This window comes from Candidatus Poriferisocius sp. (assembly GCF_965204145.1).
GTDB lineage: Bacteria > Actinomycetota > Acidimicrobiia > Acidimicrobiales > Bin134 > Poriferisocius.
In genome coordinates this window covers 1,781,666-1,803,300 of sequence record NZ_OZ241977.1, presented here as the reverse complement: position 1 = coordinate 1,803,300, position 21,635 = coordinate 1,781,666, and the positions used below count along the sequence as shown (strand labels likewise).

20 protein-coding genes are annotated in these 21,635 nt (G+C 67.2%); 8 read left to right on the top strand and 12 right to left on the bottom strand.

Translation table 11 applies throughout. The features are described from left to right. Positions 1-4 precede the first annotated feature (4 nt). The 3 genes from ACOGI7_RS08320 to ACOGI7_RS08310 all read right to left on the bottom strand — a co-directional run bounded on the left by ACOGI7_RS08320 (position 5) and on the right by ACOGI7_RS08310 (position 3,946). A complete protein-coding gene (locus ACOGI7_RS08320; RefSeq protein WP_419848299.1) occupies positions 5-1,174 on the bottom strand; it encodes an epoxide hydrolase family protein in 1,170 nt (389 codons plus the stop codon). A 27-nt stretch (positions 1,175-1,201) separates the two neighbouring features. Further along, the gene (locus tag ACOGI7_RS08315; protein ID WP_419848298.1) at positions 1,202-2,800 is read right to left on the bottom strand and encodes an ABC transporter permease; all 1,599 of its coding nucleotides are present in this window, start codon (positions 2,798-2,800) and stop codon (positions 1,202-1,204) included. 99 nt (positions 2,801-2,899) lie between these two features. Next, a complete protein-coding gene (locus ACOGI7_RS08310) occupies positions 2,900-3,946 on the bottom strand; it encodes an ABC transporter ATP-binding protein (RefSeq protein WP_419848297.1) in 1,047 nt (348 codons plus the stop codon). A gap of 92 nt (positions 3,947-4,038) precedes the next feature. Here ACOGI7_RS08310 and ACOGI7_RS08305 point away from each other — a divergent pair, with 92 nt between their 5' ends. Continuing rightward, the gene (locus ACOGI7_RS08305) at positions 4,039-4,818 is read left to right on the top strand and encodes an alpha/beta fold hydrolase (protein ID WP_419851483.1); all 780 of its coding nucleotides are present in this window, start codon (positions 4,039-4,041) and stop codon (positions 4,816-4,818) included. Between the two features lie 23 nt (positions 4,819-4,841). Then, complete coding sequence (locus tag ACOGI7_RS08300; RefSeq protein ID WP_419848296.1) at positions 4,842-5,954, top strand: Fic family protein; 1,113 nt, start codon at positions 4,842-4,844, stop codon at positions 5,952-5,954. Positions 5,955-6,114: 160 nt separating this feature from the next. On the opposite strand, the gene ACOGI7_RS08295 is transcribed toward ACOGI7_RS08300, so the two are convergent. From ACOGI7_RS08295 to ACOGI7_RS08285, 3 genes are read right to left on the bottom strand one after another with little or no spacing between them, the layout of a single operon-like run. Continuing rightward, positions 6,115-6,885: a restriction endonuclease gene (locus ACOGI7_RS08295; protein ID WP_419848295.1), complete on the bottom strand. Its 771-nt coding sequence runs from the start codon at positions 6,883-6,885 to the stop codon at positions 6,115-6,117. A gap of 59 nt (positions 6,886-6,944) precedes the next feature. Beyond that, the gene (locus tag ACOGI7_RS08290; protein ID WP_419848294.1) at positions 6,945-8,144 is read right to left on the bottom strand and encodes an acyl-CoA dehydrogenase family protein; all 1,200 of its coding nucleotides are present in this window, start codon (positions 8,142-8,144) and stop codon (positions 6,945-6,947) included. Further along, a complete protein-coding gene (locus tag ACOGI7_RS08285) occupies positions 8,141-8,962 on the bottom strand; it encodes a sugar phosphate isomerase/epimerase family protein (protein WP_419848293.1) in 822 nt (273 codons plus the stop codon). The genes ACOGI7_RS08290 and ACOGI7_RS08285 overlap by 4 nt, the downstream gene beginning before the upstream one ends. Positions 8,963-9,014: 52 nt before the next feature. Here ACOGI7_RS08285 and ACOGI7_RS08280 point away from each other — a divergent pair, with 52 nt between their 5' ends. Next, positions 9,015-10,205 (top strand): cytochrome P450, encoded by a 1,191-nt coding sequence (locus tag ACOGI7_RS08280; RefSeq protein WP_419848292.1) that lies wholly within the window; start codon positions 9,015-9,017, stop codon positions 10,203-10,205. Here the strand turns inward: ACOGI7_RS08280 and ACOGI7_RS08275 are convergent. Next, entirely contained in the window at positions 10,198-11,259 is a 1,062-nt protein-coding gene (locus ACOGI7_RS08275) for an LLM class flavin-dependent oxidoreductase (protein ID WP_419848291.1), read from the bottom strand. The genes ACOGI7_RS08280 and ACOGI7_RS08275 overlap by 8 nt on opposite strands. A 62-nt stretch (positions 11,260-11,321) precedes the next feature. Between ACOGI7_RS08275 and ACOGI7_RS08270 the strand changes: the two genes are divergently transcribed. After that, a complete protein-coding gene (locus ACOGI7_RS08270) occupies positions 11,322-12,533 on the top strand; it encodes an aspartate aminotransferase family protein (protein ID WP_419848290.1) in 1,212 nt (403 codons plus the stop codon). A 16-nt stretch (positions 12,534-12,549) separates the two neighbouring features. On the opposite strand, the gene ACOGI7_RS08265 is transcribed toward ACOGI7_RS08270, so the two are convergent. The 5 genes from ACOGI7_RS08265 to ACOGI7_RS08245 all read right to left on the bottom strand — a co-directional run bounded on the left by ACOGI7_RS08265 (position 12,550) and on the right by ACOGI7_RS08245 (position 17,174). Continuing rightward, positions 12,550-13,344, bottom strand: a complete 795-nt coding sequence (locus tag ACOGI7_RS08265; RefSeq protein ID WP_419848289.1) for an SDR family oxidoreductase — start codon at positions 13,342-13,344, stop codon at positions 12,550-12,552. After that, complete coding sequence (locus ACOGI7_RS08260; RefSeq protein WP_419848288.1) at positions 13,341-14,138, bottom strand: SDR family NAD(P)-dependent oxidoreductase; 798 nt, start codon at positions 14,136-14,138, stop codon at positions 13,341-13,343. Before ACOGI7_RS08260 ends, ACOGI7_RS08265 begins: the two co-directional genes overlap by 4 nt. Positions 14,139-14,179: 41 nt before the next feature. Further along, the gene (locus ACOGI7_RS08255; protein WP_419848287.1) at positions 14,180-15,265 is read right to left on the bottom strand and encodes a Zn-dependent alcohol dehydrogenase; all 1,086 of its coding nucleotides are present in this window, start codon (positions 15,263-15,265) and stop codon (positions 14,180-14,182) included. 41 nt (positions 15,266-15,306) lie between these two features. Beyond that, positions 15,307-16,512, bottom strand: coding sequence for a DegT/DnrJ/EryC1/StrS family aminotransferase (locus ACOGI7_RS08250; protein ID WP_419848286.1), 1,206 nt, complete (start codon positions 16,510-16,512; stop codon positions 15,307-15,309). Between the two features lie 86 nt (positions 16,513-16,598). After that, positions 16,599-17,174: a M48 family metallopeptidase gene (locus ACOGI7_RS08245; RefSeq protein WP_419851436.1), complete on the bottom strand. Its 576-nt coding sequence runs from the start codon at positions 17,172-17,174 to the stop codon at positions 16,599-16,601. A gap of 101 nt (positions 17,175-17,275) precedes the next feature. Here ACOGI7_RS08245 and ACOGI7_RS08240 point away from each other — a divergent pair, with 101 nt between their 5' ends. From ACOGI7_RS08240 to ACOGI7_RS08225, 4 genes are all read left to right on the top strand, one after another. After that, positions 17,276-18,388: a DUF1214 domain-containing protein gene (locus ACOGI7_RS08240; protein ID WP_419851435.1), complete on the top strand. Its 1,113-nt coding sequence runs from the start codon at positions 17,276-17,278 to the stop codon at positions 18,386-18,388. Between the two features lie 78 nt (positions 18,389-18,466). Then, a complete protein-coding gene (locus tag ACOGI7_RS08235; RefSeq protein ID WP_419851434.1) occupies positions 18,467-18,802 on the top strand; it encodes a hypothetical protein in 336 nt (111 codons plus the stop codon). A 2-nt stretch (positions 18,803-18,804) separates the two neighbouring features. Next, entirely contained in the window at positions 18,805-20,751 is a 1,947-nt protein-coding gene (locus ACOGI7_RS08230) for an acetoacetate--CoA ligase (protein WP_419851433.1), read from the top strand. Further along, positions 20,748-21,614 carry an HpcH/HpaI aldolase/citrate lyase family protein gene (locus ACOGI7_RS08225; protein WP_419851432.1) on the top strand — a complete coding sequence of 289 codons (867 nt, stop codon included), beginning with the start codon at positions 20,748-20,750 and terminating at the stop codon, positions 21,612-21,614. The genes ACOGI7_RS08230 and ACOGI7_RS08225 overlap by 4 nt, the downstream gene beginning before the upstream one ends. Positions 21,615-21,635: the final 21 nt, after the last annotated feature.

The window sequence follows — 21,635 nt, the reverse complement described above, 5'->3', positions numbered from 1 at the left end:
CTGTTCAGCGGAACAGGCGGCCGAAGGTCCGCAGGTCGTCGGTGAACAGCTCGGGCTGCTCGAAGGGGGCGAAGTGGCCGCCTTTGGGCTGCACGGCCCAGTGGACGATGTTGTAGCGGCGCTCGGCCCATGCCCGCGGGGTTTGCAGCAGCTCCCGGGGGTAGACGGCATGGCCGGTGGGCACGGTGATCTGGCCGGCCCACGGGTCGAGCGCCGAGGTCCCCTTGCGGGCCGACTCCAGGTACAGCCGCCCGGATGACGCCGCGGTGGCGGTGGTCCAGTACAGCATCACGTTGTCGAGCAGCTGGTCTTTGGTGAACACGCTCTCCAGGTCGCCGTCGTCCAGGTCGCACCAGTGCTGGTACTTCTCAACGAACCAGGCGGCCAGACCGGCGGGGGAGTCGTTGTGGGCTACGGCCAGGGTCTGGGGCTTGGTGCTCAGCATGGCCATGTAGCCGGTGCCGCCGGCCATCATCTCGATCATCCTGGCTTGGGCCGCCTGCTCAGCCTCGGTCACTCCGTCCATCATCTTCTCGGGGTCGGCGGCCTCTTCGGCGGTGGGTTGGGCGAAGAGCATGTTGAAGTGGGCGGCGATGAGCCGGTCGCCGTAGGCCTCGGCTATGCGCCGGGTGACCAGCGCCCCCCAGTCGCCCCCCTGCACGATGTAGCGGTCGTAGCCCAGTTGCTCCATGACCCCGGCGATGGCATCGGCGCAGTGGTGCATGTCCACGCCGGGGTTGGCGGTGGGTCCGGAGAAGGCGTAGCCGGGCAGCGAGGGGACCACCACGTGGAAGGCGTCGCCCGGGTTCCCGCCATGGGCTGCCGGATCGGACAGCGGGCCCATCATCTCGCGGAATTCCACCACCGAGCCCATGTACCCGTGGATGAGCACCATGGGCAGGGCGTCGGGCTCGGGCGAGCGCACATGGTAGAAGTGCACCCGCTCACCGGCCGCAGTGGCGGTGAACTGGGGAAAGGCGTTGAGATAGGCCTCGCGGGCCCGCCAGTCGTAGTCGTCGGCCCAGTACTCGCAAAGCTCCCGCATGTAGGCCACGTCGGCGCCGTCGGCCCAGCCCGGACGCACCGTGTCGGGCCAGCGGGTCATGGCCAGACGCCGGTGCAGGTCGTCTAGGTCGGTTTGGGGGACGTCGATCTCAAACGGCTCAATGCTCATTCCCGCAGCGTGTCACGTCAGGCTTGCCTAATCGAAATGATCCGCCCTGCGGACGACGAAGAGCCAGGTGAGCACGGCCGACAGCACCACGAGCACGCCCGACCAGATGCCGGCCTCGGCGACGAAGGCCTCCTCGATGCTGTTGAACGCCTTGGTGGTGAGAGTGGGGAAGTCGAATGGGGCGATGAGCAGGGTGATGGGCAGCTCCTTCATCACCGACAGCATCACCAGCCCGCCCCCGGCCAACAGCCCGGGGGCCATGAGCGGCAGCTCCAGCGACCGGAAGCGGCGCACCCAACTGGCGCCCAGCGTGCGGGCCGCGTCGGTCAGCCGGGTCGACACTGCGGCCACCGCCACTTGGGAGGTGCGCATGGTCTGGCCTCCGAAGCGCACCATGTAGGCGAACACCAGCAATACCAGGGTGTTGCGGAGATGGCTGCCCGCGTCGGTTTTCAGCGTCCAGAACAACAGCGCCAGCCCGATGAGGATCCCAGGAAGTGCGAATGCCGACACGATGACCGCGTTGGCCACCGTGCCGATCCGGGACCGGTAGCGCACCACGAGGTAGGCGGCGGGAAGCACCAGGGCCACCGAGACCACCGCGGCCAGGATGCTGCCGTAGGCGGTGTTCCAGGTCGGCGACCACACGTCATCCCATCCCACCAGGAGGTCCCGTCCGCCCGAGGCTTCCAGCCTGATGCCGTCGATGGTCCAGTCGGCCAGCGATGCCAATGGCCCCAAGAGCCCCAGCGTCACCGCGCCGACCAAGAACGCCACCGCGAGGGGCTTTGTCCGCCCCAGGCGGTAGACCACCGGGCTTCTCGACCGCACGGGGGCGGCGTGCTCATAGCGCCGTGTTGCGCCCCGCTCAACCAGGACCACCACCGCAGCCAGCACCAGCAGGATCACGCTGAGGGCCATCGACACCCGCTGATTGTTGAGCCGGGTGGTGTAGATGGCCCGGCTGAGCGTGTCGTAGCGCATGAGCTGTACTGCGCCGAAGTCGCTGATGGCGTAGAGGAACACCAGAAGGGTTCCCGCACTGATGGCAGTGGCCGTCTGGGGCAGAACGATTCGCCGGATCACAGTGATCGGCCTGTCGCCCAGCAGTCGCGCGGTCTCCTCCGCTGAGCCGGGCAGGCGCCGCAGTCGGGCGGCCACCGGCAAGTACACGTATGGATAAGTGAACAGGGTGAGCGCCAGCCACGCGCCGAACAGTCCCCGTACTTCCACGTCCCACACCACCCCTAGGTTGTCCAGCCAGTCGGACAGCAGTCCGCCGGGGTTGAGGGTCCGGATCAGCGCCGCGGCGCCGATGAACGTGGGGAACACCAGCGGCAACGGCAGGAGTGCCTGCCACATGCGCTTGAGCGGGACGTCGCAGCGGGTCGTCAGCCAGGCCAGGGCAGTGCCCAGCACCGCGGTGGAGGCCGAGACCAGCACGGCCAGCCGCAGCGTGCGCAGCAGCGGTCCTTGCGTGCGCTGGGAGAACAGCACGCCCAGCGGGTCGCTGTGGAAGGTGAAGTTGCGCCACACCAGGTAGCCAGCGGGAAAGGCAAATCCCACGGTTACCACGACGGCGACGATCTTCAGCAGTGCCGGGGAACGGATTGTCGGCGACTGCACAAAGAGCGACTTTATCCACAGGAGCCCATAGAGATAAAGCTTGCTTTACATGGCTTGCGAAGCAGGCTGGAGTTTGCTGCCGTCGATTGATGGTCGGGATCAGCCGCGGTCGAAAGCCACCGCAGGCGGACCGGCGTAGAAGGGGGCGACCCAGTCACCGGGGGAGAAGCGCTGCGTGCCGCTGACTCGGATGTGGAGACAGATTCCGTCGGGGTTGGCCACGGTAACCACGGCATCAGCACCCTGGAACTCGAAGTTCTCCACGGTGTGGGTGGCAGCCTCGCCCTCGGCCGCGCGCAAGTCCACGTCCTCGGGTCTCACCGCCACCTCAACCGGGCCCTGACGAGGCTCGAGGAGGGGAACGGGCCCGAAATCGGTCTCGGCCGTGGAGCCCGCGGCCACCGCGGGGTACATCGACACCGCGCCTACGAAGGCTGCCACCCAGGGGGTGGCCGGGTGGTGGTAGACCTCAGAGGGCGATCCGGTCTGCACGATGCGACCGGCGTTCATCACCGCGACGCGATCACCCAGCACCAACGCCTCTTCCCGGTCGTGAGTCACGAACACCGCAGTCATGTCGGCATCGCGCAGCAGCTCGCGCACCTCGGTGCGAACCTCGCGCCGCAGAGCGGCGTCCAGATTGGAGAAGGGTTCATCCAGCAAGAGCACCTTGGGCTTGGGGGCGACGGCCCGGGCCAGCGCCACCCGCTGCTGCTGGCCGCCCGAGAGGGTGTCAGGGGTGCGGTCCTGCATTCCCGGCAAGTTCACCAACTCCAGCGTTTTGGCCACCTCTGCGCTCCGCTGGCGGCGAGAGACCCCGTAGCCCACGTTGCCGGCCACATCCAAGTGGGGGAACAGCGCCCAGTCTTGGAACACCATGCCCACCTGGCGGTCCTCAGGCCGGATCCAGGAGCGGTGGCCGTCCACCGGGTTCCCGTCCAACACCACCTTGCCCTGGTCGGCCTGCTCCAGGCCAGCGATGAGCCGCAGCAGCGTGGTCTTTCCGCACCCGCTCGGCCCCAGCAGCGAGAGCATCTCCCCGGCGTGCAGCGTCAGATTGAAGTCGACCAGCACCTTGGTGGCGCCGAACGACTTGTACACGCCCTCGACGGACAGCAGGGGAGCAGCAGAATCGGCGACTGACACTTGGCCGACAGGCTAACCGGCGATGGCTGAATTCGGTTGCCTGCGCTGACCTGCTCGACCTCTTTGCCCCTGGGTTACAGTCCCAGATTGTGATGGTGCCCACCGACGACGGGCTGATCGAAGTACACGTGCGCGGCGAGGGACCGCTGGTGGTGATGCTGCCGTCGATGGGCCGGGGAGCGGCCGATTTCGACCACTTGGCCGCCGACGTGGCTGCCGCCGGCTACCGGGTTGCCTGCCCCGAGCCTCGAGGTCTCGGGGCCAGCGCGGCGCCCGACCGGGAGGAGACTCTGTCCACTCTGGCTGCTGATGTGGCCGCGGTGATCACCGAGATCGGTGGGGGACCCGCAGTGATTGTGGGGCACGCCTACGGCAACCGGATCGCCCGCATGACTGCCACCAACCACCCCGAGCAGGTGGAGAGCCTGGTGCTGCTGGCCTGCGGCGGGTTCATCCCGGTTACCGACGAGATGGCCGTGGCCATGCGGACGATCTTCGACCCCCGCAACCCGCCCGAAGCCCGCCTAGACGCGGTAGGGCGAGCGTTCTTCGCGCCAGGCAACGACGCGAGCGTGTGGGCCGAAGGCTGGTTCGGAAAACTGGCCCGAGCCCAGGAGCAGGCCACCGTGTCCACCCCGGTGGGCGACTGGTGGGCCGGAGGCACCGCCCCCATGCTGGCGGTGCAGCCCGCCGACGACCGCCTGGCCGTGCCCGCCAACGCCGACGCCCTGGCAGAAGCCGTCGGCGACCGGGTGGAGGTGGTGGTAATCCCCAACGCCGGCCACGCCCTGCTGCCCGAACAGCCCGAAGCCGTGGCCGAGGCGGTCATCGGCTGGCTCGGTCGTTTGAATAATACTTATCAACAAGCGTAGATATATAAGATACTATCGCGCGGGTGATCTATCGGACTCCGACCCCCTTAGCAGCCGACGAGCAGGCGCTGGCCCGCATAGAGGAACTTCGACGCGGGCTTCGTCACCGACTGCATGTCCCCCGGCAATGGCACGGCACCCTACGACGGGTGGTGCAGGCTGCCGCTGTCCAGGGTTCCAACAGTATCGAGGGGTACACCACCAGCGTGGAGAACGCTGCGGCGATCATCGACGGGGAGAGCCCCGACGGTCCCGATGAGGACACCCGACTGGCCATTCTCGGCTATCAGGAAGCCATGACCTACGCCCTTCGGGTGGCCTCATCTGGAGCACCCTTGAACGAGACACTGCTGAAGGCGCTGCACTACATGATGCTCAAGCACTACTTGGACAAGAACCCCGGCGAATGGCGGCCAGGAGCGGTGTGGGTCGAAGATGCCGAGCACAACTTGGTCTACGAGGCACCGGAGCGGAGACTGGTAGACGGGCTTGTGGCGGAAATGCTCAAGCAGGTTGTTGCGCGAGAGGCACCACCAATCATCTCAGCGGCCATGGCCCACCTCAACCTCACGCTCATTCACCCGTTCAGCGACGGCAATGGGCGCATGGCCCGCTGCGCCCAGTCGTTCGTGCTCGCCACCGACGGGGAGTCTCACCCCTGGTTCGCCAGCATCGAAGAGCACTTGGGTTTCAACACTGCGGCGTATTACGACGCGCTGTCGGCTGTGGCCCAAGGCTCGTGGTCGCCCGAGCGAAGCGCCCGGCCCTGGGTGGCTTTCGCCCTCGATGCCCATGAGCAGCAGGTGCAGCGGCACTTGCGGCGAATTCAAGCCACTGAATCTCTTTGGGATGCATGTGAGCGGCTAGCGGCAAAGCACAAACTTCCCGGTCGGACGGTCGGCCCGATGTGCGATGCCGCTCGGGGCTGGCGGCTGCACCGGTCCCTGTACGCCAAGGTGGTCACCTGGACCACCGGCGACCAGATCAGCTCGGCCATGGCCACTCGAGACCTCTCAGCTTTGGTCGACGCCGGACTGCTCCATCCCGTCGGCGAGAAGCGAGGGCGCACCTACGAACCCACTTCAACCCTCACTGCCCTCTGGCAGGAGGTTCTTGCTTCCTTCCGATCGACGTAGCAGGCGTGTTTCTGGACAACGCAGGTCTTTCTGCGCGGCTTATTTGCTTTCGAACTGGTCAAAGAAATCTGGATTCAAATCGACTTCCTCGACCATCTGTGTTTGAACCCCGAGTTCGTACTCCTTCAGCAAGTCGCACAGATCATCACCGTCAATCAGCTCAACAGGAGGCGCACCGTCTCGGCTCTTCCTCTCTTGCCCCTCGCGTGAATGTGCCGGTGGTGACCAGCAACCCCTTCTCTCCCCGGCCTGCCATAGCCCCTCGGAAGTCGCGAACAGTTCCAGCAGAGACCTGCCCTTTGTGCCGCTTGCACTGGAAGAAGATCGGGAATGACACAAGTGAGAGGCGATACACCCCGACGCCGTCGATGCCACCGTCACCCGACTGCCCTAGAACCTCAACGTCTCGGAATCCAGCTTCCCGGAGCAAGCGTTGCGTGAGTCGCTCAAAGGCACTTGGTGTCATGTCGAGTAGCCGTTCGAGTAAGCGACCCTTCCAGTGTTCGCTATCAGGAGCAAGCTCTTCACAGGGCGCAGGGTCTTGGTCATCAAGACTCTCCTCTTTCGGGCGACGTGAGGAGGCGCGGCCCTTTTCAGACTGGACGTCCTTCAACAGCGACTTGACTTGGTCCTCAGACTCGATGCTCCATCCCAACTCAGTGAGCGCCCATACCCCCCGCTTCGAGTTGTCGGTAGCACCCCCCATTTTTAGATAGCTCAGAGCCCAACTGATCCGGTCTGCAAAGATGGGCGCTCCAGAGCTCTCATACCGCACATCGAGATGCTCATCCGTCAAATCCAGCCTGATCGCGACCGCCAAAACGACTTCTTGACGCCGACTCGAGCCTCCTTCTTCTTTGAGCGCTTCAATCGTCGGTAACATCAATTCGTCGTAAGTTGGCAAGTCGGTGATTCTCATATCCTCCTCCATTTGGAGTGAAAATTCGCAGAAAACTCGAGTAGGTAATGATCCGCCACGACGGATCGGGCTCAGTTGCGGGGGACTTCGTTCCAGGGGATGGCTTTGTCCACTCGGGGCTCGCCGGGGAGGCCGAGGATTTGCTCGCCCAGGATGTTGCGCATGATCTCGGTGGTGCCGCCCTCGATGGAGTTGGCCCGGGACCTCAAGAAAGCGTGGCCCAAGCCGTTCTCGGCGCCGGTTTCTGAGACCACGTCAGGACGGCGGAAGGTGTAGTCGAAATCCACTGATCCGGCCAGGCCCTGAAGGTTTATGCACTCCTCGAAGATGGACTTGTTCAACTCGGCGTGGATGGCCTTGGCCACCGAGCCCTCCGGACCGGGATTGCCGGCCCGGCGGTTCTGCGAGGCCCGCATGTTGGTGAGCCGCAGCGTCTCCGCTTGGCTCCACAGCTTCATCACCCGGTCCAAGCGGGCCGAGGTGCGCTGCTCGTCGGGCAACTCGGCCCACACCTGCACCAGTTCGGCAATGCTGCCTGAGCCCCGTTTGGGGGAACCGCCGCCCCCGATCACGGTGCGCTCGTTCATCAACGTGGTGAGCGCTACCCCCCAGCCCTCGCCCTCGTCGCCAATCCGGTCAGCATCGGGCACCTGCACGTTGGTCATATACACCTCGTTGAACTCGGCCTCGCCGGTGATCTGGCGCAGCGGGCGTACCTCCACCCCCTCGGCATGCATGTCCAGAGCGAAATACGTCATACCCTTGTGTTTGGGGGCGTCGGGATTGCTTCGGGCTACGAGCATGCCCCGGTCAGCCAGGTGGGCGAGGGTGTTCCACACCTTCTGGCCTTCCACGGTCCACACGTCGCCGTCGCGCACTGCCCGGGTGGCCAGTCCGGCGAAATCGCTGCCCGCGCCCGGCTCGGAGAACAGCTGGCACCAGCGCTCTTCGCCGGTGAACATGGGCCGCAGAAAGCGGCGCTTCTGCTCGTTGGTGCCGTGGGTCACGATGGTGGGACCGGCCAAAGTGAAGAAGAAGATGCCGGGATCGGCAGAACCGGTGCCGGCGTTGCGCAGGCGGGTCTCGATATGGCGCTGGAAGCGGGGCGCCAAGCCGAGGCCGCCGAATCCTACTGGGAAGTGGACCCAGGCCAGCCCGGCGTCGTACTGGTAGCCGCGGAACTCTTCCACCGACATGGTGGTCGGGTCGTGCTCGGCCAGCAGCGCGTCGATGGCGTCGTCGACTTCTTGGGGGATTCCGTCAGTGCTCACAAGGCCAATCTAGCTTTCAAATTCTCGAAGCAGGCCATCGACCGACGGGCAGCTTCGCCGGTTTCGAGGGCATTGAGCTGGTCGGAGAACACCTCTATCGCGATAGGGGCATCCACCCCTCGCTCAGCGAAGTCGGCCAGCATTTCAGCGATATCGCCGTGGCCTTCACCGGGCATGAGGCGATGGTGGATGCATTCGTAGGCAATCTCGTCGGGCGTCGGGGTCCCAATCGGCGCAGGGCCAGTGTCGCCAACCTGGATGGCCTTGATCATGGCCGGGTGGATGGCGGGGTCCAACTGTCCCCGTTCCGGTCCCCGCCACAGGTGCCAGGTGTCGAGCAGTAGCCCAGCGTTGGGGCGACCAGCCTTTTCGACGATTTGAGCCGCTACCCGGTGGTCGTCCAGCGGCGACCAGGCGAACGGCTCTATAAGGGCCAAAATGCCGTGTTCGGCGGCCTGGTCGGCGATCTCGGCCAGTGTCGCGGCGGCTTGATCCAGGTGCTCGCCCGGCTGCCAGTCGGAATGCTCGAGCACCGTGATCGACCGGGCACCCAATGCCACGGCTGCAGCCACCGCGTCCTGGGCACCCTCTGGGGACCGCATCGTCATTACCACCCCGTCGTACTCGGCGACCCGAAGGCCCAGATCGTCCAATAGGTTCACAATGTCTGTGTCGTCCCATCCCCGTTCGTGCAGCTTGCGGTGCTCCCACCCATAAATCGACAGCCGGGCAAATCCGGCCTCTGACGCAATCCGAGCCTTGTCCTCCCAAGGGATCCGGCCCAGCGTGCCGGTACACAGGTAGGGGGGATGGTTCACGGGCCGAGACTAGACGCGGCATGGCCGACAAGAGCCCAACTACCGTGCACCCATGGAATTCGACGCCCGCGACCCGTCTCATGAAGTCGACGGGGTCCCCTTTCACACGCTGTCCCGTATTCGCACCGAGCAGCCCATCTGCCCATCGCCCAAAGGCGGCTGGTATCTCTCGACCCGGCGCCACATCGACACTGCTCTCAAGGAAGTGGAGACTTTCGTCGCCGACCTGGCTCCCATGGCCGGGTTGTCGGGGACCGAGGTGGTGCCAGCCGAAGAGCTGTTTCTGAGCGAGATCCCTGAGCCCCGCCACGGCCGCATCCGCCGGTTGTACAACTCCAACTTCGCCCCCCACCGGTTGCGCAACACCGAGGAGTTTGTCACCCGAACCTGCCACCGGCTGCTCGACCCGATGCTGGACGCGGGTGAGGGCGACCTGCACGCGGGCTACGCCATGCCCATCCCCAGCGCCACGCTGGCCGACTTGATGGGGCTGCCTCCCGAGGCGGGCGAGAAGTTCATGGGCTGGTCGTTCGACGGCACGCTCATGCAGCGACCGGGCACGCCGGGGATCAAGCCGACAGGGCCGGCCATTCTCGACTACTTCAGAGACGCGCTGGCTGGGCGCCGGGCCTCGGCCGCCGCCGGGGAAGAGCAGCCCCACGATGTGATTGTCGGGCTGATGAACGCAGAGATCGACGGGGTGCCGCTAAGCGACACCGAGATCGTCACTCAGCTCCAATTCATGGTGATGGCCGGGGTCCACACCACCCGGGCGCTGCTGGTACACCTGGCCCACCGGCTGCTGCGGGACCGAGAGCTGTTCGAGCGGGTATCGGCCGACCGCGACCTGGTGAGCCCGCTGGTGGAGGAATCGCTGCGCCATGACGCGCCGGTGCAGGCCACCACCAGGCGCTGCACCCACGACGTCGCGCTCGACGGAGTAGAGATGCACGCCGGAGAATGGGTAGAAGTAGGCATAGGCTCGGCCAACCGAGATGAGACGGTCTACGACGACCCCGACGCATTCCGATTGGACCGAGACGACCCCCGCGACCACCTGGGGTTCGGCGGTGGCCCCCACATCTGCCCCGGCGCCACCCTGGCCCGCATCGAGGCATCGTGCGCGGTCAACGTGCTCTGCGACCGGGTGGCGGAGATGTCAGTGGTTGCGGGGGCGACTTACCCGCCGCTGCCCGGTGGCATGTCGCATTTGCCCATCCCGGCCAAGCTGACGGCTAAGTAGTCCGAGGTTTCGCCTCGGCGAGTTCGGCGATATAAGCCAGCTCCTCGTCGGTGTCGGCCCTGATGGTGAGGCCGGTGGCCTTGGTGTCGCACCAGCGAGAAAAGCGTTCTTTGATGCGCTGGCGGGAGCCGATTAGCGCACCGTCGTCGATGTACTCGTCGGGCACCGCGGCCACCGCCTCGTCCCGGCGCCCGGCCATGAACAGCTCCTGGATGCGCTCGGCGGCCTCGCCGAATCCTCGCCGCACCATGGCGTCGCGGTGGAAGTTGTACTCCCGGGTGCCGTAGCCCCCCACCAGAAAGGCGAACTGGGGCTTGGCCTCGTCGATGACCCCCTGCACGTCGTTTGTGATCGACACTCGGGACCCGGCCTGGATCTCGATGTCGTCCCAGGTGCGCCCGGCCCGGTCGAGCCCCTTTTGGATGGCCTCGGTGTAGAGGTGGGCGCTGCCGGGGGTGTAGCCCAGCGGCAGCCACCCGTCGGCCAGCTCGGCCATCAGCGCGGTGTTGGCCGGCCCGCCGGTGGCCAGGAACACCGGGATGTCGGGGTTCATGTGCAGGATCGACTTGAGCGGCTTGCCCACGCCCAGGGCGCCCTCGCCGGCAAAGGGCAGGCTGATCTGCGACCCGTCGTGGGTCAGCGGCCCCTGGCGGGCGAACACCTTTTTGATGATCGACACGTAGTCGCGCAGCAGGGCATTGGGCTTGCCCCACGGCTGGCCGTACCACCCCTCCACGATCTGGGGACCCGACAGGCCCAGTCCGCAGATGGCCCGCCCCGGCCCGGCCAGCGCCTCCAGGGTGCCGAACTGCATGGCCGCGGTCACCGCCGGTCGGGCGGCCACCTGGCACACCGCGGTGCCCAGGCGGATGTGGCGGGTGTGGGCCGCGATCCAGGCCAGCGGGGTGATGGCGTCAACGCCGTAGATCTCTGCCGACCACACCGAGTCGTACCCCAGTCGCTCGGCCAGTTGCACCCTGGCCAACTGCTCTTCGGCCAGCGAGGTATTCAGCCTGGCCTGGTTCCAAATGTCCACCCCGATTCCCAGCTTCATATGCCCGCACTATCCCACTCCCGGTGGCCGGTAATTGAATCGGCGGTGGGTAGAATTCGGCGGTGCCTACCAAGTTCTTGCATGGATTCGCTCCACCCGCGGCCGATGACTTCATCACCATCGTGCGGGCTGAGGGCTGCACGCTCTGGGATGACCAGGGAAAGCGGTATCTCGATGCCCTGGCCAGCCTTTGGTATTGCCAGGTGGGCCATGGTCGGGCCGAGATCATCGACGCGGTGGCCGACCAGATGCGCCTGTTGGACGCCTATCAGACGTTCGCCCCGTTCACGAACCAGCCGGCCGAAGAGCTGGCCTCGATGGTGGCCGAGCGCTCGCCGCATCCCGATGGACGGGTGTTCTTCTGCGGCTCGGGGTCGGAGGCGGTGGACTCCGCGCTGAAGATCGCCCGGGCGGTACACCAGCTCCGGGGCGATACCGATCGTCAGGTGATCATCCGGCGCACCGATGCCTACCACGGCACCAACTTCGGAGGCACCACGGCCCAGGGCATCGCCGGCAACCGGGAGGGGTGGGGTGATCTGGTGCCCCATTTCATCGAGGTTCCCCGCGACGACATCGAGGCGGTGAGCACCACCATGGCCGCCAACGAGGGCCGGGTGGCCGCCGTCATCACCGAGCCGGTGCAAGGGGCGGGAGGCGTATATCCGCCGTCCGACGGCTACTTGGAGGGACTGCGGCGGCTGTGCGACCAGCACGGAGCCCTGCTGATCCTCGACGAGGTGATCTGCGGGTTCGGCCGCACCGGTTCGTGGTTCGGTGCCCAGCACTACGGCGTGACGCCCGACCTGATGACCTTTGCCAAAGGGGTCACCTCCGGCTATCAGCCGGTAGGCGGTGTCATCGCCAGCCGGGCGGTGTGCGATTTGTTGGAGCAGCCCGGATATACCCTGCGCACCGGGTACACCTACGCCGGGCACCCCGCCGGCATGGCCGCCGGGGTGGCCAACCTGGCCCTGATGGAGAAAGAGCAGCTCGTGGCGAGGGTGCCGCACCTGGCCAAAAAGCTCACCGAGGGTCTCGCCGCCCTTCAGGCCGACGGGATCATCCAGAGCTACCGGGGGACCGGAGCGGTATACGCCGCCGAGTTGGGCTACGACGCCGCGGTCCCCCGGATGCGACTGCTGGAGGCCGGAGTCGTGCTGCGGCCGGTGGGCACCGGGCTGGCCATCTGTCCGCCCTTGGTGATCACCGACCACGAGATCGGCATCCTGTTCGACACCATGGCCGACGTTCTGGCCAAAGAGCAGGCCTAGACCGGGGGCAGGCCGCTCAGCCGATCACCTGGCCGGCGTCCACCCGGATCTCTTGGCCGGTCACCCCCCGGCCCCGCTCCGAAGCCAGAAACAGCACGGCCTCGGCGATGTCTTCGGGGTCGACGTGGCGGTTGAGGGCCGCGGCCCGGGCCGCCCGGTCGGAGACCTGTTGGGCGGTCTTGCCGGTCTGCTCGGCGATGTTGCCCCACAGCCGGTCGAGGTTGTCACCGGTGATGTAGCCCGGAGTCACGATGTTCACCCGGATGTTGTGGGGGCCCAGCTCGCGGGCCATCACCATGGATGCGGTTTGCATGGCCGATTTGGTGGAGGTGTAGATGGCCATCTTTTCGGGCACCGAGTGGGTGCTGAGCGTGCTGATCTGCACGATCGAACCGCCGCCGGCAGCCTTCATGTGCACCGCGGCCCGGCGGCTCACCTCCAGGGTGCCGATCACGTTCAGCTCGAAGGAGTAGCGGTAGTCGCCCCAGTCGATGTCGGCCACCGCGGCGCGGGCGCCTCCGGCGGTGGCCACATTCACCACCGCGTCCACCCGACCCAACTCGGCGGCCGCGGTGTCGGCCAGAGCCGCGGCCGAGTCGTGGTGGGCGATGTCGGTGGGAATGGCCAGCACCCGTCGTCCAGTGGCCGCGGCCACCTCGGCGGCCAGCGCCTCAAGCGGCTCCACCCGGCGGGCCGCCAGGGCCAGGTCGGCGCCATCCGAGGCCATGGCCAGCGCACACGACCGCCCCAACCCCGGCCCCGCCCCGGTGACGATGGCCACCTTGCCGGCCATCTTTTGGTTTGCGCTCATCCAGTTTCCGGCATGTCGGGGGCCCAGTTGGCGCCGTTGATGTGGCTGCCGCCGTCCACATACAGCGTGTTGCCGGTGAGGTACTGGGCGTCCTCGGTCGACAAGAACAATGCCACTGGGGCGATGTCGCCCTCGGGGTCGCCCATGCGGCCCATGGGGTTGGCCGCCTCGGCGTTGCGGATGAGGTCGGGCATCATCTGCTCCACGCGTCGGGCCGACGCGGTTTTGGCGCCCGGGCAGATCACATTCACCACGATGCCGTAGGGGGCCCACTCCCGAGCCGCGGTGCGGCTGAGTGTGCGCAGCGCCTCTTTGGCGCAGTTGTACTCCAGCGTGCCCATGTGGGCGTTCACCCCGTTGAGCGAGCACAGGTTCACGATCCGGCCGTACTCCTGGTCCCGCATGACCCGGAAGGCGGCCTGCATGGCCCACAGCGGGCCGTACAGCCCCACGTGCATGGCGTCGTTCATGAGCTGGTCGGTCTTGACCTCCACCCGGCACAGCTCTCCGCCGCCCCAGGCATTGTTGATGAGCACGTCCAGACGTCCCCAGTGGTCGATCGCCGCGTCCACCATGGCCAAAACCTCGTCTTTGTCGGCCACATCCACCCGCATCGGCCGGGCGTCGACATTGAACTCGTCGATCAGTTCGCCGGCCACCCGCTCGGCGGCCTCGCCATCGATGTCGGTGACCAACAGCGTGGCCCCCTCGGCGGCGAAGCGCCGGCAGATGCCGTGGCCGATGCCGTCAGCGCCGCCGGTGACCACCGCCACCCGGTCGTCAAGTTGTCCCATTGTCGTGCTCCTTTTCGATGTTGCAGCAGGGGAGGGGTCGCTCAGAACGCGATCACCGAGCGCAGGGTCTCGCCCGCCTTCATGGCGGCGTAGCCGTCGTTCACCTCGGTGATGTCGATGGTGGCCGACACCATCTCGTCCAGCTTGAGCCGCCCGTCCAGGTAGAGGTCGATGAACTTGGGCATGTCCAGGCGGAAGCGGTTGCTGCCCATCAGCGACCCCTGGAGCTTCTTCTCGCTCAAGATGATCTCCCCGCCGGGGATGGTCACCTTGCTGGTCATGGGCAGCATCCCGATGACCGTGGCCGTGCCGCCGATGCCGATCATGGCCCAGGCTTGCTCGGCAGTGGCGCTCAGGCCGATGGCCTCGAACGAGTAATCGGCGCCGCCCCCGGTGATCTCGTGGACCGCGGCCACCGGATCGGTCTCCGATGGGTTCACCGTGTGGGTGGCCCCCAGGGTGCGGGCCATCTCCAGCTTGGAGGCCACCAAGTCCACCGCGATGATCGGCGTGGCCCCCACGATGCGGGCGCCCTGCACCGCCGACAGCCCGATGCCGCCGCAGCCGATCACCACCACGCTCGAGCCGGCGGGCACCGCCGCAGTGCGCATGACCGCGCCCAGCCCGGTGGTGACCCCGCAGCCGATCAGCGCGGCCCGGTCGAGGGGCATGTCGTCGCGGATCTTGACCACCGCCCGCTCGTGCACCAGCAGCTCCTCGGCAAATGACCCCAGTCCGGCGAAGGCGTTGCAGCCCCGGCCGTCGTCAAAGCGCAGCGACGGGGTGGGGCGGCCCGAGCGCATGGAATCGGCATCGAGGCACAGGTAGGGCTTGCCTTGGAGGCACATGCGACACACTCCGCACCACATCGACACACAGGTGATGACGTGGTCGCCGGGTTTCACATAGGTCACGTCCTCGCCCACCGCGGCCACCACACCGGCCGACTCGTGGCCCATCACCATCGACTCCATCACCGGCCAGTGCCCGTCCATGAAGTGCAGGTCGGAGTGGCACAGCCCGGCATGGGTGGTGTTGATGAGCACCTCGTTGGCATTCGGCTTGTCGACGGTCAGGTTCTCGACGACGAGTTCGCCGGGGCTGGTGTGCAATACGGCGCCGCGCATGGGGTTCTCCTTTGATTCTGGGGATTAGGGAATGCTGGGAATTAGGTAGTGGTCAAGAAAGTTTCTATCAGGCTGATCACGTAGCCGATGTCTTCGTCGTCGAGGGAGTGGTTCATGGGGAGCACCACGCCCCGTTCCATGATGGCGTCGGCGTTGGGCAGCCCGGCTTCGGGTTGGCGGAAGTCCACTCCGGCCATGAACGGCTGGCGGGCGGCGTTGCCGGTCCACACCGTGCGGGTGTCCACCCCGTTGCCGTCGAGATGGGCCTGGAGGTCGGCCCGCACGAAGCCGGCGTCGGGCGCGATGGTGAGCGGGTAGCACAGCCAGGCGGTGTCCAGCCCCTCGGTCTGGCGGGGGAGGCGGAAGCGGTCGGCGTGGGCCGAGAAGAAATCCGTGTAGAGATCGAAGCTCCGGGTGCGCCGGGCGAAGTTGGCGGGCACCTTGTGCAGCTGCTGGCGACCGAAGGCGGCCCCGATCTCGGAGGGCTCGAAGTTCCAGGCCAGCTCGTCGAAGATGAACTGGTTGTCGTAGTGGATGCCGTCGAGGTCTTCCCAGAAGTTCCGGTCCCGGCGCTTGGAGCCGTAGAAGTGCAGCTCGGAGCGGCGTCCCCAGCGGCGCAGCAGCAGACCCCGGTCTCGCAGGTCTTCGTCGTCGAGCAGCACCATCCCGCCGTTGCCCGCGCAGGTGATGATGTGCGACGACGCGAAGCTGGTGACGGTGAGGTCGCTGCGGGTGCCGGTGGGCGTGCCCCGCAGCATTGGCCCCAGGGCGTCGCAGCTGTCCTCGATCACGAACAGCCCGTGGCGGTTGGCGATAGCCCGGATGGCATCCCAGTCGGGGGCGTTGCCGATGAGGTTAGGGGCCAAGACGGCCCGGGTGTCGGGGCTGATGAGGCTCTCGATGGAATCGACGTCGATCTGGTAGGTGTCGGGGTCCACGTCGGCGAACACCGGCACCAGCCCGGCTCGCACCAGCGGGGCCACATCGGTGGAGAAGGTCACCGCCGCAGTGATCACCTCGCTGCCCGGCGGCAAGTCGGCCAGCTCCACCGCCAGATACAGCGCAGAGGACCCCGAGTTGCACATGAGCCCACGCCCTTTGCCGAACCGCTCGGCCACCGCCCACTCGAAGGCGGTGACGTTGCGCCCCGGCCACAGCGCCGCCGCCCCGCCCCGCAGCACCTCTGTCACCGCTTCGATCTCGGCCTCGTCATGCACGCTGGCCGCATAGAAAATCCGCTCGCCCATCGGCTCTCAGTCTGCCTTACCCCCGTTAGCGACGAGTGATCAAAGCGCTGGATCGAAGCCAGCGGTGATCGCGCCTTCCAATGGGCTCAGGAGATGTGGCAGGGGTCGGAGTGGCCGCCGCTCATGGCTTCGAGGAAGCCGGAGGCTCGCTCTTGGCGGGGGTAGCGGTTGGCCAGCTCCCAGAAGGCGGGGCTGTGGTTGGGCACGGAGAGATGGGCCAGTTCGTGGACGATGACGGCGTCGAGCACCCAGGCGGGAACTCGGGCCAGGCGGGTGGAGATGCGGATGGTGCCCCGGGCCGAGGTACACGACGCCCAGCGGTCGTTCTGCTCGGCCCAGGTGACCGATTCCGGCTGGGGCAGGCCGTAGCGGGAGGCCAGCTTGGTGGCCCTCTCGGCCAGGTTAACCCCGCCGGCCTCAGCGGCCCGCTTGCGCTCGAGGCGGGCAACCAGGGTGGCCACCATCTCGGCCTCGGCGTCGGGCGTCATTCCCGCGGGAACCCGCACCTCGATGCAGTCGGGCTGGACCTTGGCCGCGGCGGTCTTGCGGCGCCTCGGACTGCGGATCACGCGGATCGGAAGCGGAGGCGGCGCTACCGAAGCGGCATCGATAGCTGTGCCTATCGCCGCGTCGATTGCCGTGTCCACCAGGGCTGAACTCACGGTGCGACCATACCGACGAGGGGTGACGGTTTGGTGGATGGTGGCGAGTTCAAGCCGCTGCGGTAACGTCCCGCGACAGTCCTGAAATGGGGGAGATCGTTATGGCTGATCAGACCAAAACCCAGGCGGCATGGGCCGACATGGTTGATGCCCTGGGGCAGGTGAGCGAGCGCTTCTGCGGCGAGGAGTGGGGAGTCTCCGGCGACCAGGACATCGCCGACAGCCACCGGCTGGTGCTGCACATTCTCCAGTCGGCCCTGTTCTCCCATGCCGAGTTCGATCCCGAGCGCCCGGTGTGGCGCCGCATTGTGTCGCCCACCCGCAAGTTCACCGGCGACAACGCCGATGCGGTGTACTTCGAGGCCCCGGTAAGCGGCGATCTGGCCTATCGGGTCACCGGCAACCTGGCCGGAGCGGTCTACACGTCGTTCACCGTGGAACTGGGCTCGGCCGACGGCAAATACGCCACCGGCACCGGGGGAGTGCTCAACGACGACGACATCGACGTGGATGCCGACGGCAAATACGAGGTGTTCCTCGGCGGCGAGCCCCGGGACCGCAACTGGCTGGACCTGCCCCCCGAGACGGGCCGGATCACCACCCGGCACTATTTCGAGGTCCCCAAGCCGGCGGCGGCCGACGAGTCGCTCCACATCCCCCTCACCATCGAGTGCCTGTCGCCGGTGGGGCCGGCCACGCTTTGGAACGACGAGACCGTGGCCGCCGCCATCGGCCGGGTCAACAACCACGTGCTGGGCAAGACCCTGCAACAGCCCATCCCCGGCACCTATCCCTTGCCGACGTGGGTCAGCCGAGAGCCCAACGTGCTGCCCGATCCGCAGCCGCCCGGCACCATGGGCTTCGCGGCCTTCGACGCCTACTACACCATGGGGCGCTATGTGCTCGGCCCCGACGAGGCGTTGGTGATGACGGGGCGGTGGCCGGAGTGCAAGTTCGGCAACGTGTGCTTATGGACTGCTGCGGGCCAGACCTACGACTACGGCAACCGCGTCACCAGCCGCAACCGGGCCAATACCACGCTGGAGGCCGACGGCACCTTCAAGATGGTCATCGCCCATGAGGACCCCGGCGTGTACAACTGGCTGGACACCGAGGGCCGCCCCACCGGCAGCATCTTCTGGCGGTTCTTCCTGCCCACCGGCCCGGTGGAGCGCATCGAGCCCGAGCTGGTCAAGCTCTCCGACCTGCGCTAGGAGTCGCCTCGCGCTTGTCGACTGGTGCCCCCGCCGGGGGTGCGCGGAATCAGCCGACCGGCAAGGGAGAATGTCGCGATGCCATTGCAGGGTCAGACGCCTGAGCTGCCCGACGGGGTGGACTGCGTCGACCCCGGTCTTCTGGAGAAGCTGCGGGAAGGATCGATCGACAAACTCCCCGAGCGCGCCCTCGACTGTCTGCCCCCCGAAGTGCGAGACGACATTCCCGACGAGCTGATCGAGTTCGCCACGGCCAACCCCGAGCTGGCGTTGGCGGCGGCGGCGGTCGCCGTGCTGGCCACGCTGGTGTTTCTTTACAAGCTGGCCAAGCGGGCCTTCTTCGTCGCCTTGATTGCGGGAGCGGTGGCGGCTGCGGCTTGGTGGTGGTGGCTGGCCGACCCCAATATCGTCTGACCATGGGCAGCCAGCCGCTCTGGACACCTGACCGGAACAAGGCCGCCTACACCAACCTGGCCCGTTTCGGCGCCGTATTGGGCATCGACGTGGGGGCCGAGGGGGGATACGAGCGGCTGCACCAGTGGTCGGTGGAAAACCCGGGCGGCTTCTGGTCGGCGGTTTGGGATCTCTGCGGGGTGGTGGCCTCAGAGCGGGGGAGCGCCCCCGTGGTCGAGGCCGAGCACATGGTCGACACGCGGTTCTTCGACGGCGCCCGGCTCAACTTCGCGGAGAATCTGCTGGATGGCGAGGACGACGAGATCGCCATGGTGTTCGCCGATGAATCCGGTGTCTACGCCGAGACCACACGGGGCCAGCTGCGGGCGCTGGTGTCCCGGCTGGCTGGGGCCATGCGGGCCCAGGGTGTGGGCCCCGGCGACCGGGTGGCGTGCTGGATGCCCAATGTGCCCGAGGCCTATGCGGTGATGCTGGCCGCGGCCTCGGTTGGGGCAGTGTTCTCGTCCACGTCTCCCGACTTCGGCACCGCGGGGGTGCTCGACCGCTTCGGCCAGATCGAACCCGTGATGCTGTTCGCAGTGGACGGCTACGTCTACGGCGGCCAGGCGTTCGACTGCCGGGAACGGCTGGGACAGATCCGGGCCGGGTTGCCCACCATGGAGGCCACCGTGGTGCTGAACCGCTTGGACCCGCACCGGGACCCGCCTGATGACACCGTGGACTTCGACGCTTGGATCGAGGCCCATCCCCCCGGGCCGATCCAGTTCGAGCAGCTTCCCTTCGACCATCCGCTCTACGTGCTGTACTCCTCAGGCACCACCGGTCGGCCCAAGTGCATCGTCCACCGGGCGGGCGGGATCCTCCTCAAGCACCTGTGCGAGCACCAGCTGCACTGCGATGTCCGCCCCGGCGACCGGGTGCTCTACTTCACCACCACCGGCTGGATGATGTGGAACTGGCTGGCCTCGGCGCTGGCGTCTGGGGCCGCCGCGGTGGTCTGGGACGGAAACCCGGTGCATCCGAGCCCAGACGCCCTGTTCGACTTGGTTGACCGGGCCGGGGTCACCCTGTTCGGCACGTCGGCCCGCTACATCGACTCGTTGCGCAAAGCCGGGGTGTCGCCCCGACAGACCCACCGGCTGGGCACGCTGCGCACCATCTGCTCCACTGGCTCGCCGCTGTCTCCCGACGGCTTCGACTACGTGTATAGCCAGGTCAAGGCGGACGTGCATCTGGCGTCCATCTCGGGGGGCACCGACCTGTGCGGTTGCCTGGTGGCCGGCGATCCCACCGCCCCGGTGTGGTCGGGCGAGATCCAGCGCCCTGCCTTGGGCCTGGACATCCAAGTGCTCGACGGCGACGGCTCTCCTCTGGGGCCGGGGCAATTCGGTGAGTTGGTGTGCTCGTCGCCGTTCCCGTCGCAGCCCCTCCGGTTCTGGGGCGAGGGGGGCGATGAGCGCTACCGGACCGCCTATTTCGAGCGGTTCGAGGGCTGTTGGCACCAAGGGGACTACATCTGCGCCACTGAGCATGGCGGGTTCGTGATCTCCGGCCGCTCGGATGCCACCTTGAACCCCGGCGGGGTGCGAATCGGCACGGCCGAGATCTACCGCCTGGTGGACGCCATGGACGAAGTGGCGGAGAGCGTGGTGGTCGGCCAGCCCGTCGCCGGCGACACTCGGGTGGTGCTCTTCGTGATGCTGGCCGACGGCATCCGTCTCGACGAGGAATTGCAGGCGGCGATCCGGGCGGCCATCCGGGCGGGGGCCTCGCCCCGGCATGTGCCCGCGGTGATCTGCGCGGTGGACGACATCCCCCGCACCCGCAGCGGCAAGACGGTGGAGTTGGCGGTGCGCGACGCCATCTGCGGGCAGCCCATCGCCAACATCGAGGCGCTGGCCAACCCCGAGGCCTTGGACTGCTTCCGCAGCCGACCGGAGCTGACATGACCGAGAATCTCCTGATGGAAGACGCGCTGCCCCGGCTTCGGAGCCTGCTGTTCGCTCCGGCCAGCCGGCCCGACATGTGCGCCAAGCTCCCCCGCAGCGGCCCCGACGGGGTGGTGCTGGACTTGGAGGACGCGGTGGCGGCCGCAGCCAAAGCCGAGGCCCGGGGCCAGGCCCGAGCGGCCGCCGACGAGCTTTGCCGCCAGCACCCCGACCTGGCCATTTTCGTGAGGGTCAACCCGCCGGGCACCGAGTGGTTCGCCGATGACGTCGCCGAGAGCCTGGGCACGGAGCTGGCCGGGGTGGTGGTGCCCAAGCTGGAGAGCGCCGCAGAGGTCGATCGGGTACGAGATGCGCTGGCCGAGGCGGGTCGGGGGCACCTCCGGCTGCTGGCCGGAATCGAGACCGCCGCCGGGGTGGCCCGGGCTGTCGATGTGGTGGGGCACCCCGGCGTTCAGATCGCTTATTTCGGAGCCGAGGACTACATCACCGACATGGGCGGTGTGCGCACCGACGACGGTCTCGAGGTGCTCTACGCCCGCTCGCAGGTGGCGCTGGCCGCCCGCCTGGCCGGAGTGCCGGTGCTCGATCAGGTGGTGACCGCCTTCGGTGACGACGGGCGCTTCATGGCCGACGCCGCGGTGGGGCGGTCCATCGGCTACAGCGGCAAGCTCTGCATCCATCCCGCCCAGGTGCCGCTGGCCAACCAGTGCTTCTCCCCGTCACCCGAGGAACGGGAACGAGCCCGGGCCCTTTTGGCTGTCTGGGACGAGGCCCAGGCTCGCGGTGAGGCGTCAGTGGCCTTCGAGGGCCAGATGGTGGACGAGCCGCTCGCCCGTCGGGCCCGCGCCGTGCTGGACGAATGACCGCCGCCCGAGGCGGTGTGG

What these genes read in the sequence shown, in the direction of transcription:
- ACOGI7_RS08320 (WP_419848299.1), bottom strand. Translation starts at nt 1,174, where the DNA reads ATGAGCATTGAGCCGTTTGAGATCGACGTCCCCCAAACCGACCTAGAC.
- ACOGI7_RS08305 (WP_419851483.1), top strand. Translation starts at nt 4,039, where the DNA reads ATGGTGCCCACCGACGACGGGCTGATCGAAGTACACGTGCGCGGCGAG.
- ACOGI7_RS08295 (WP_419848295.1), bottom strand. Translation starts at nt 6,885, where the DNA reads ATGGAGGAGGATATGAGAATCACCGACTTGCCAACTTACGACGAATTG.
- ACOGI7_RS08280 (WP_419848292.1), top strand. Translation starts at nt 9,015, where the DNA reads ATGGAATTCGACGCCCGCGACCCGTCTCATGAAGTCGACGGGGTCCCC.
- ACOGI7_RS08275 (WP_419848291.1), bottom strand. Translation starts at nt 11,259, where the DNA reads ATGAAGCTGGGAATCGGGGTGGACATTTGGAACCAGGCCAGGCTGAAT.
- ACOGI7_RS08265 (WP_419848289.1), bottom strand. Translation starts at nt 13,344, where the DNA reads ATGAGCGCAAACCAAAAGATGGCCGGCAAGGTGGCCATCGTCACCGGG.
- ACOGI7_RS08260 (WP_419848288.1), bottom strand. Translation starts at nt 14,138, where the DNA reads ATGGGACAACTTGACGACCGGGTGGCGGTGGTCACCGGCGGCGCTGAC.
- ACOGI7_RS08255 (WP_419848287.1), bottom strand. Translation starts at nt 15,265, where the DNA reads ATGCGCGGCGCCGTATTGCACACCAGCCCCGGCGAACTCGTCGTCGAG.
- ACOGI7_RS08250 (WP_419848286.1), bottom strand. Translation starts at nt 16,512, where the DNA reads ATGGGCGAGCGGATTTTCTATGCGGCCAGCGTGCATGACGAGGCCGAG.
- ACOGI7_RS08240 (WP_419851435.1), top strand. Translation starts at nt 17,276, where the DNA reads ATGGCTGATCAGACCAAAACCCAGGCGGCATGGGCCGACATGGTTGAT.
- ACOGI7_RS08235 (WP_419851434.1), top strand. Translation starts at nt 18,467, where the DNA reads ATGCCATTGCAGGGTCAGACGCCTGAGCTGCCCGACGGGGTGGACTGC.
- ACOGI7_RS08230 (WP_419851433.1), top strand. Translation starts at nt 18,805, where the DNA reads ATGGGCAGCCAGCCGCTCTGGACACCTGACCGGAACAAGGCCGCCTAC.
- ACOGI7_RS08225 (WP_419851432.1), top strand. Translation starts at nt 20,748, where the DNA reads ATGACCGAGAATCTCCTGATGGAAGACGCGCTGCCCCGGCTTCGGAGC.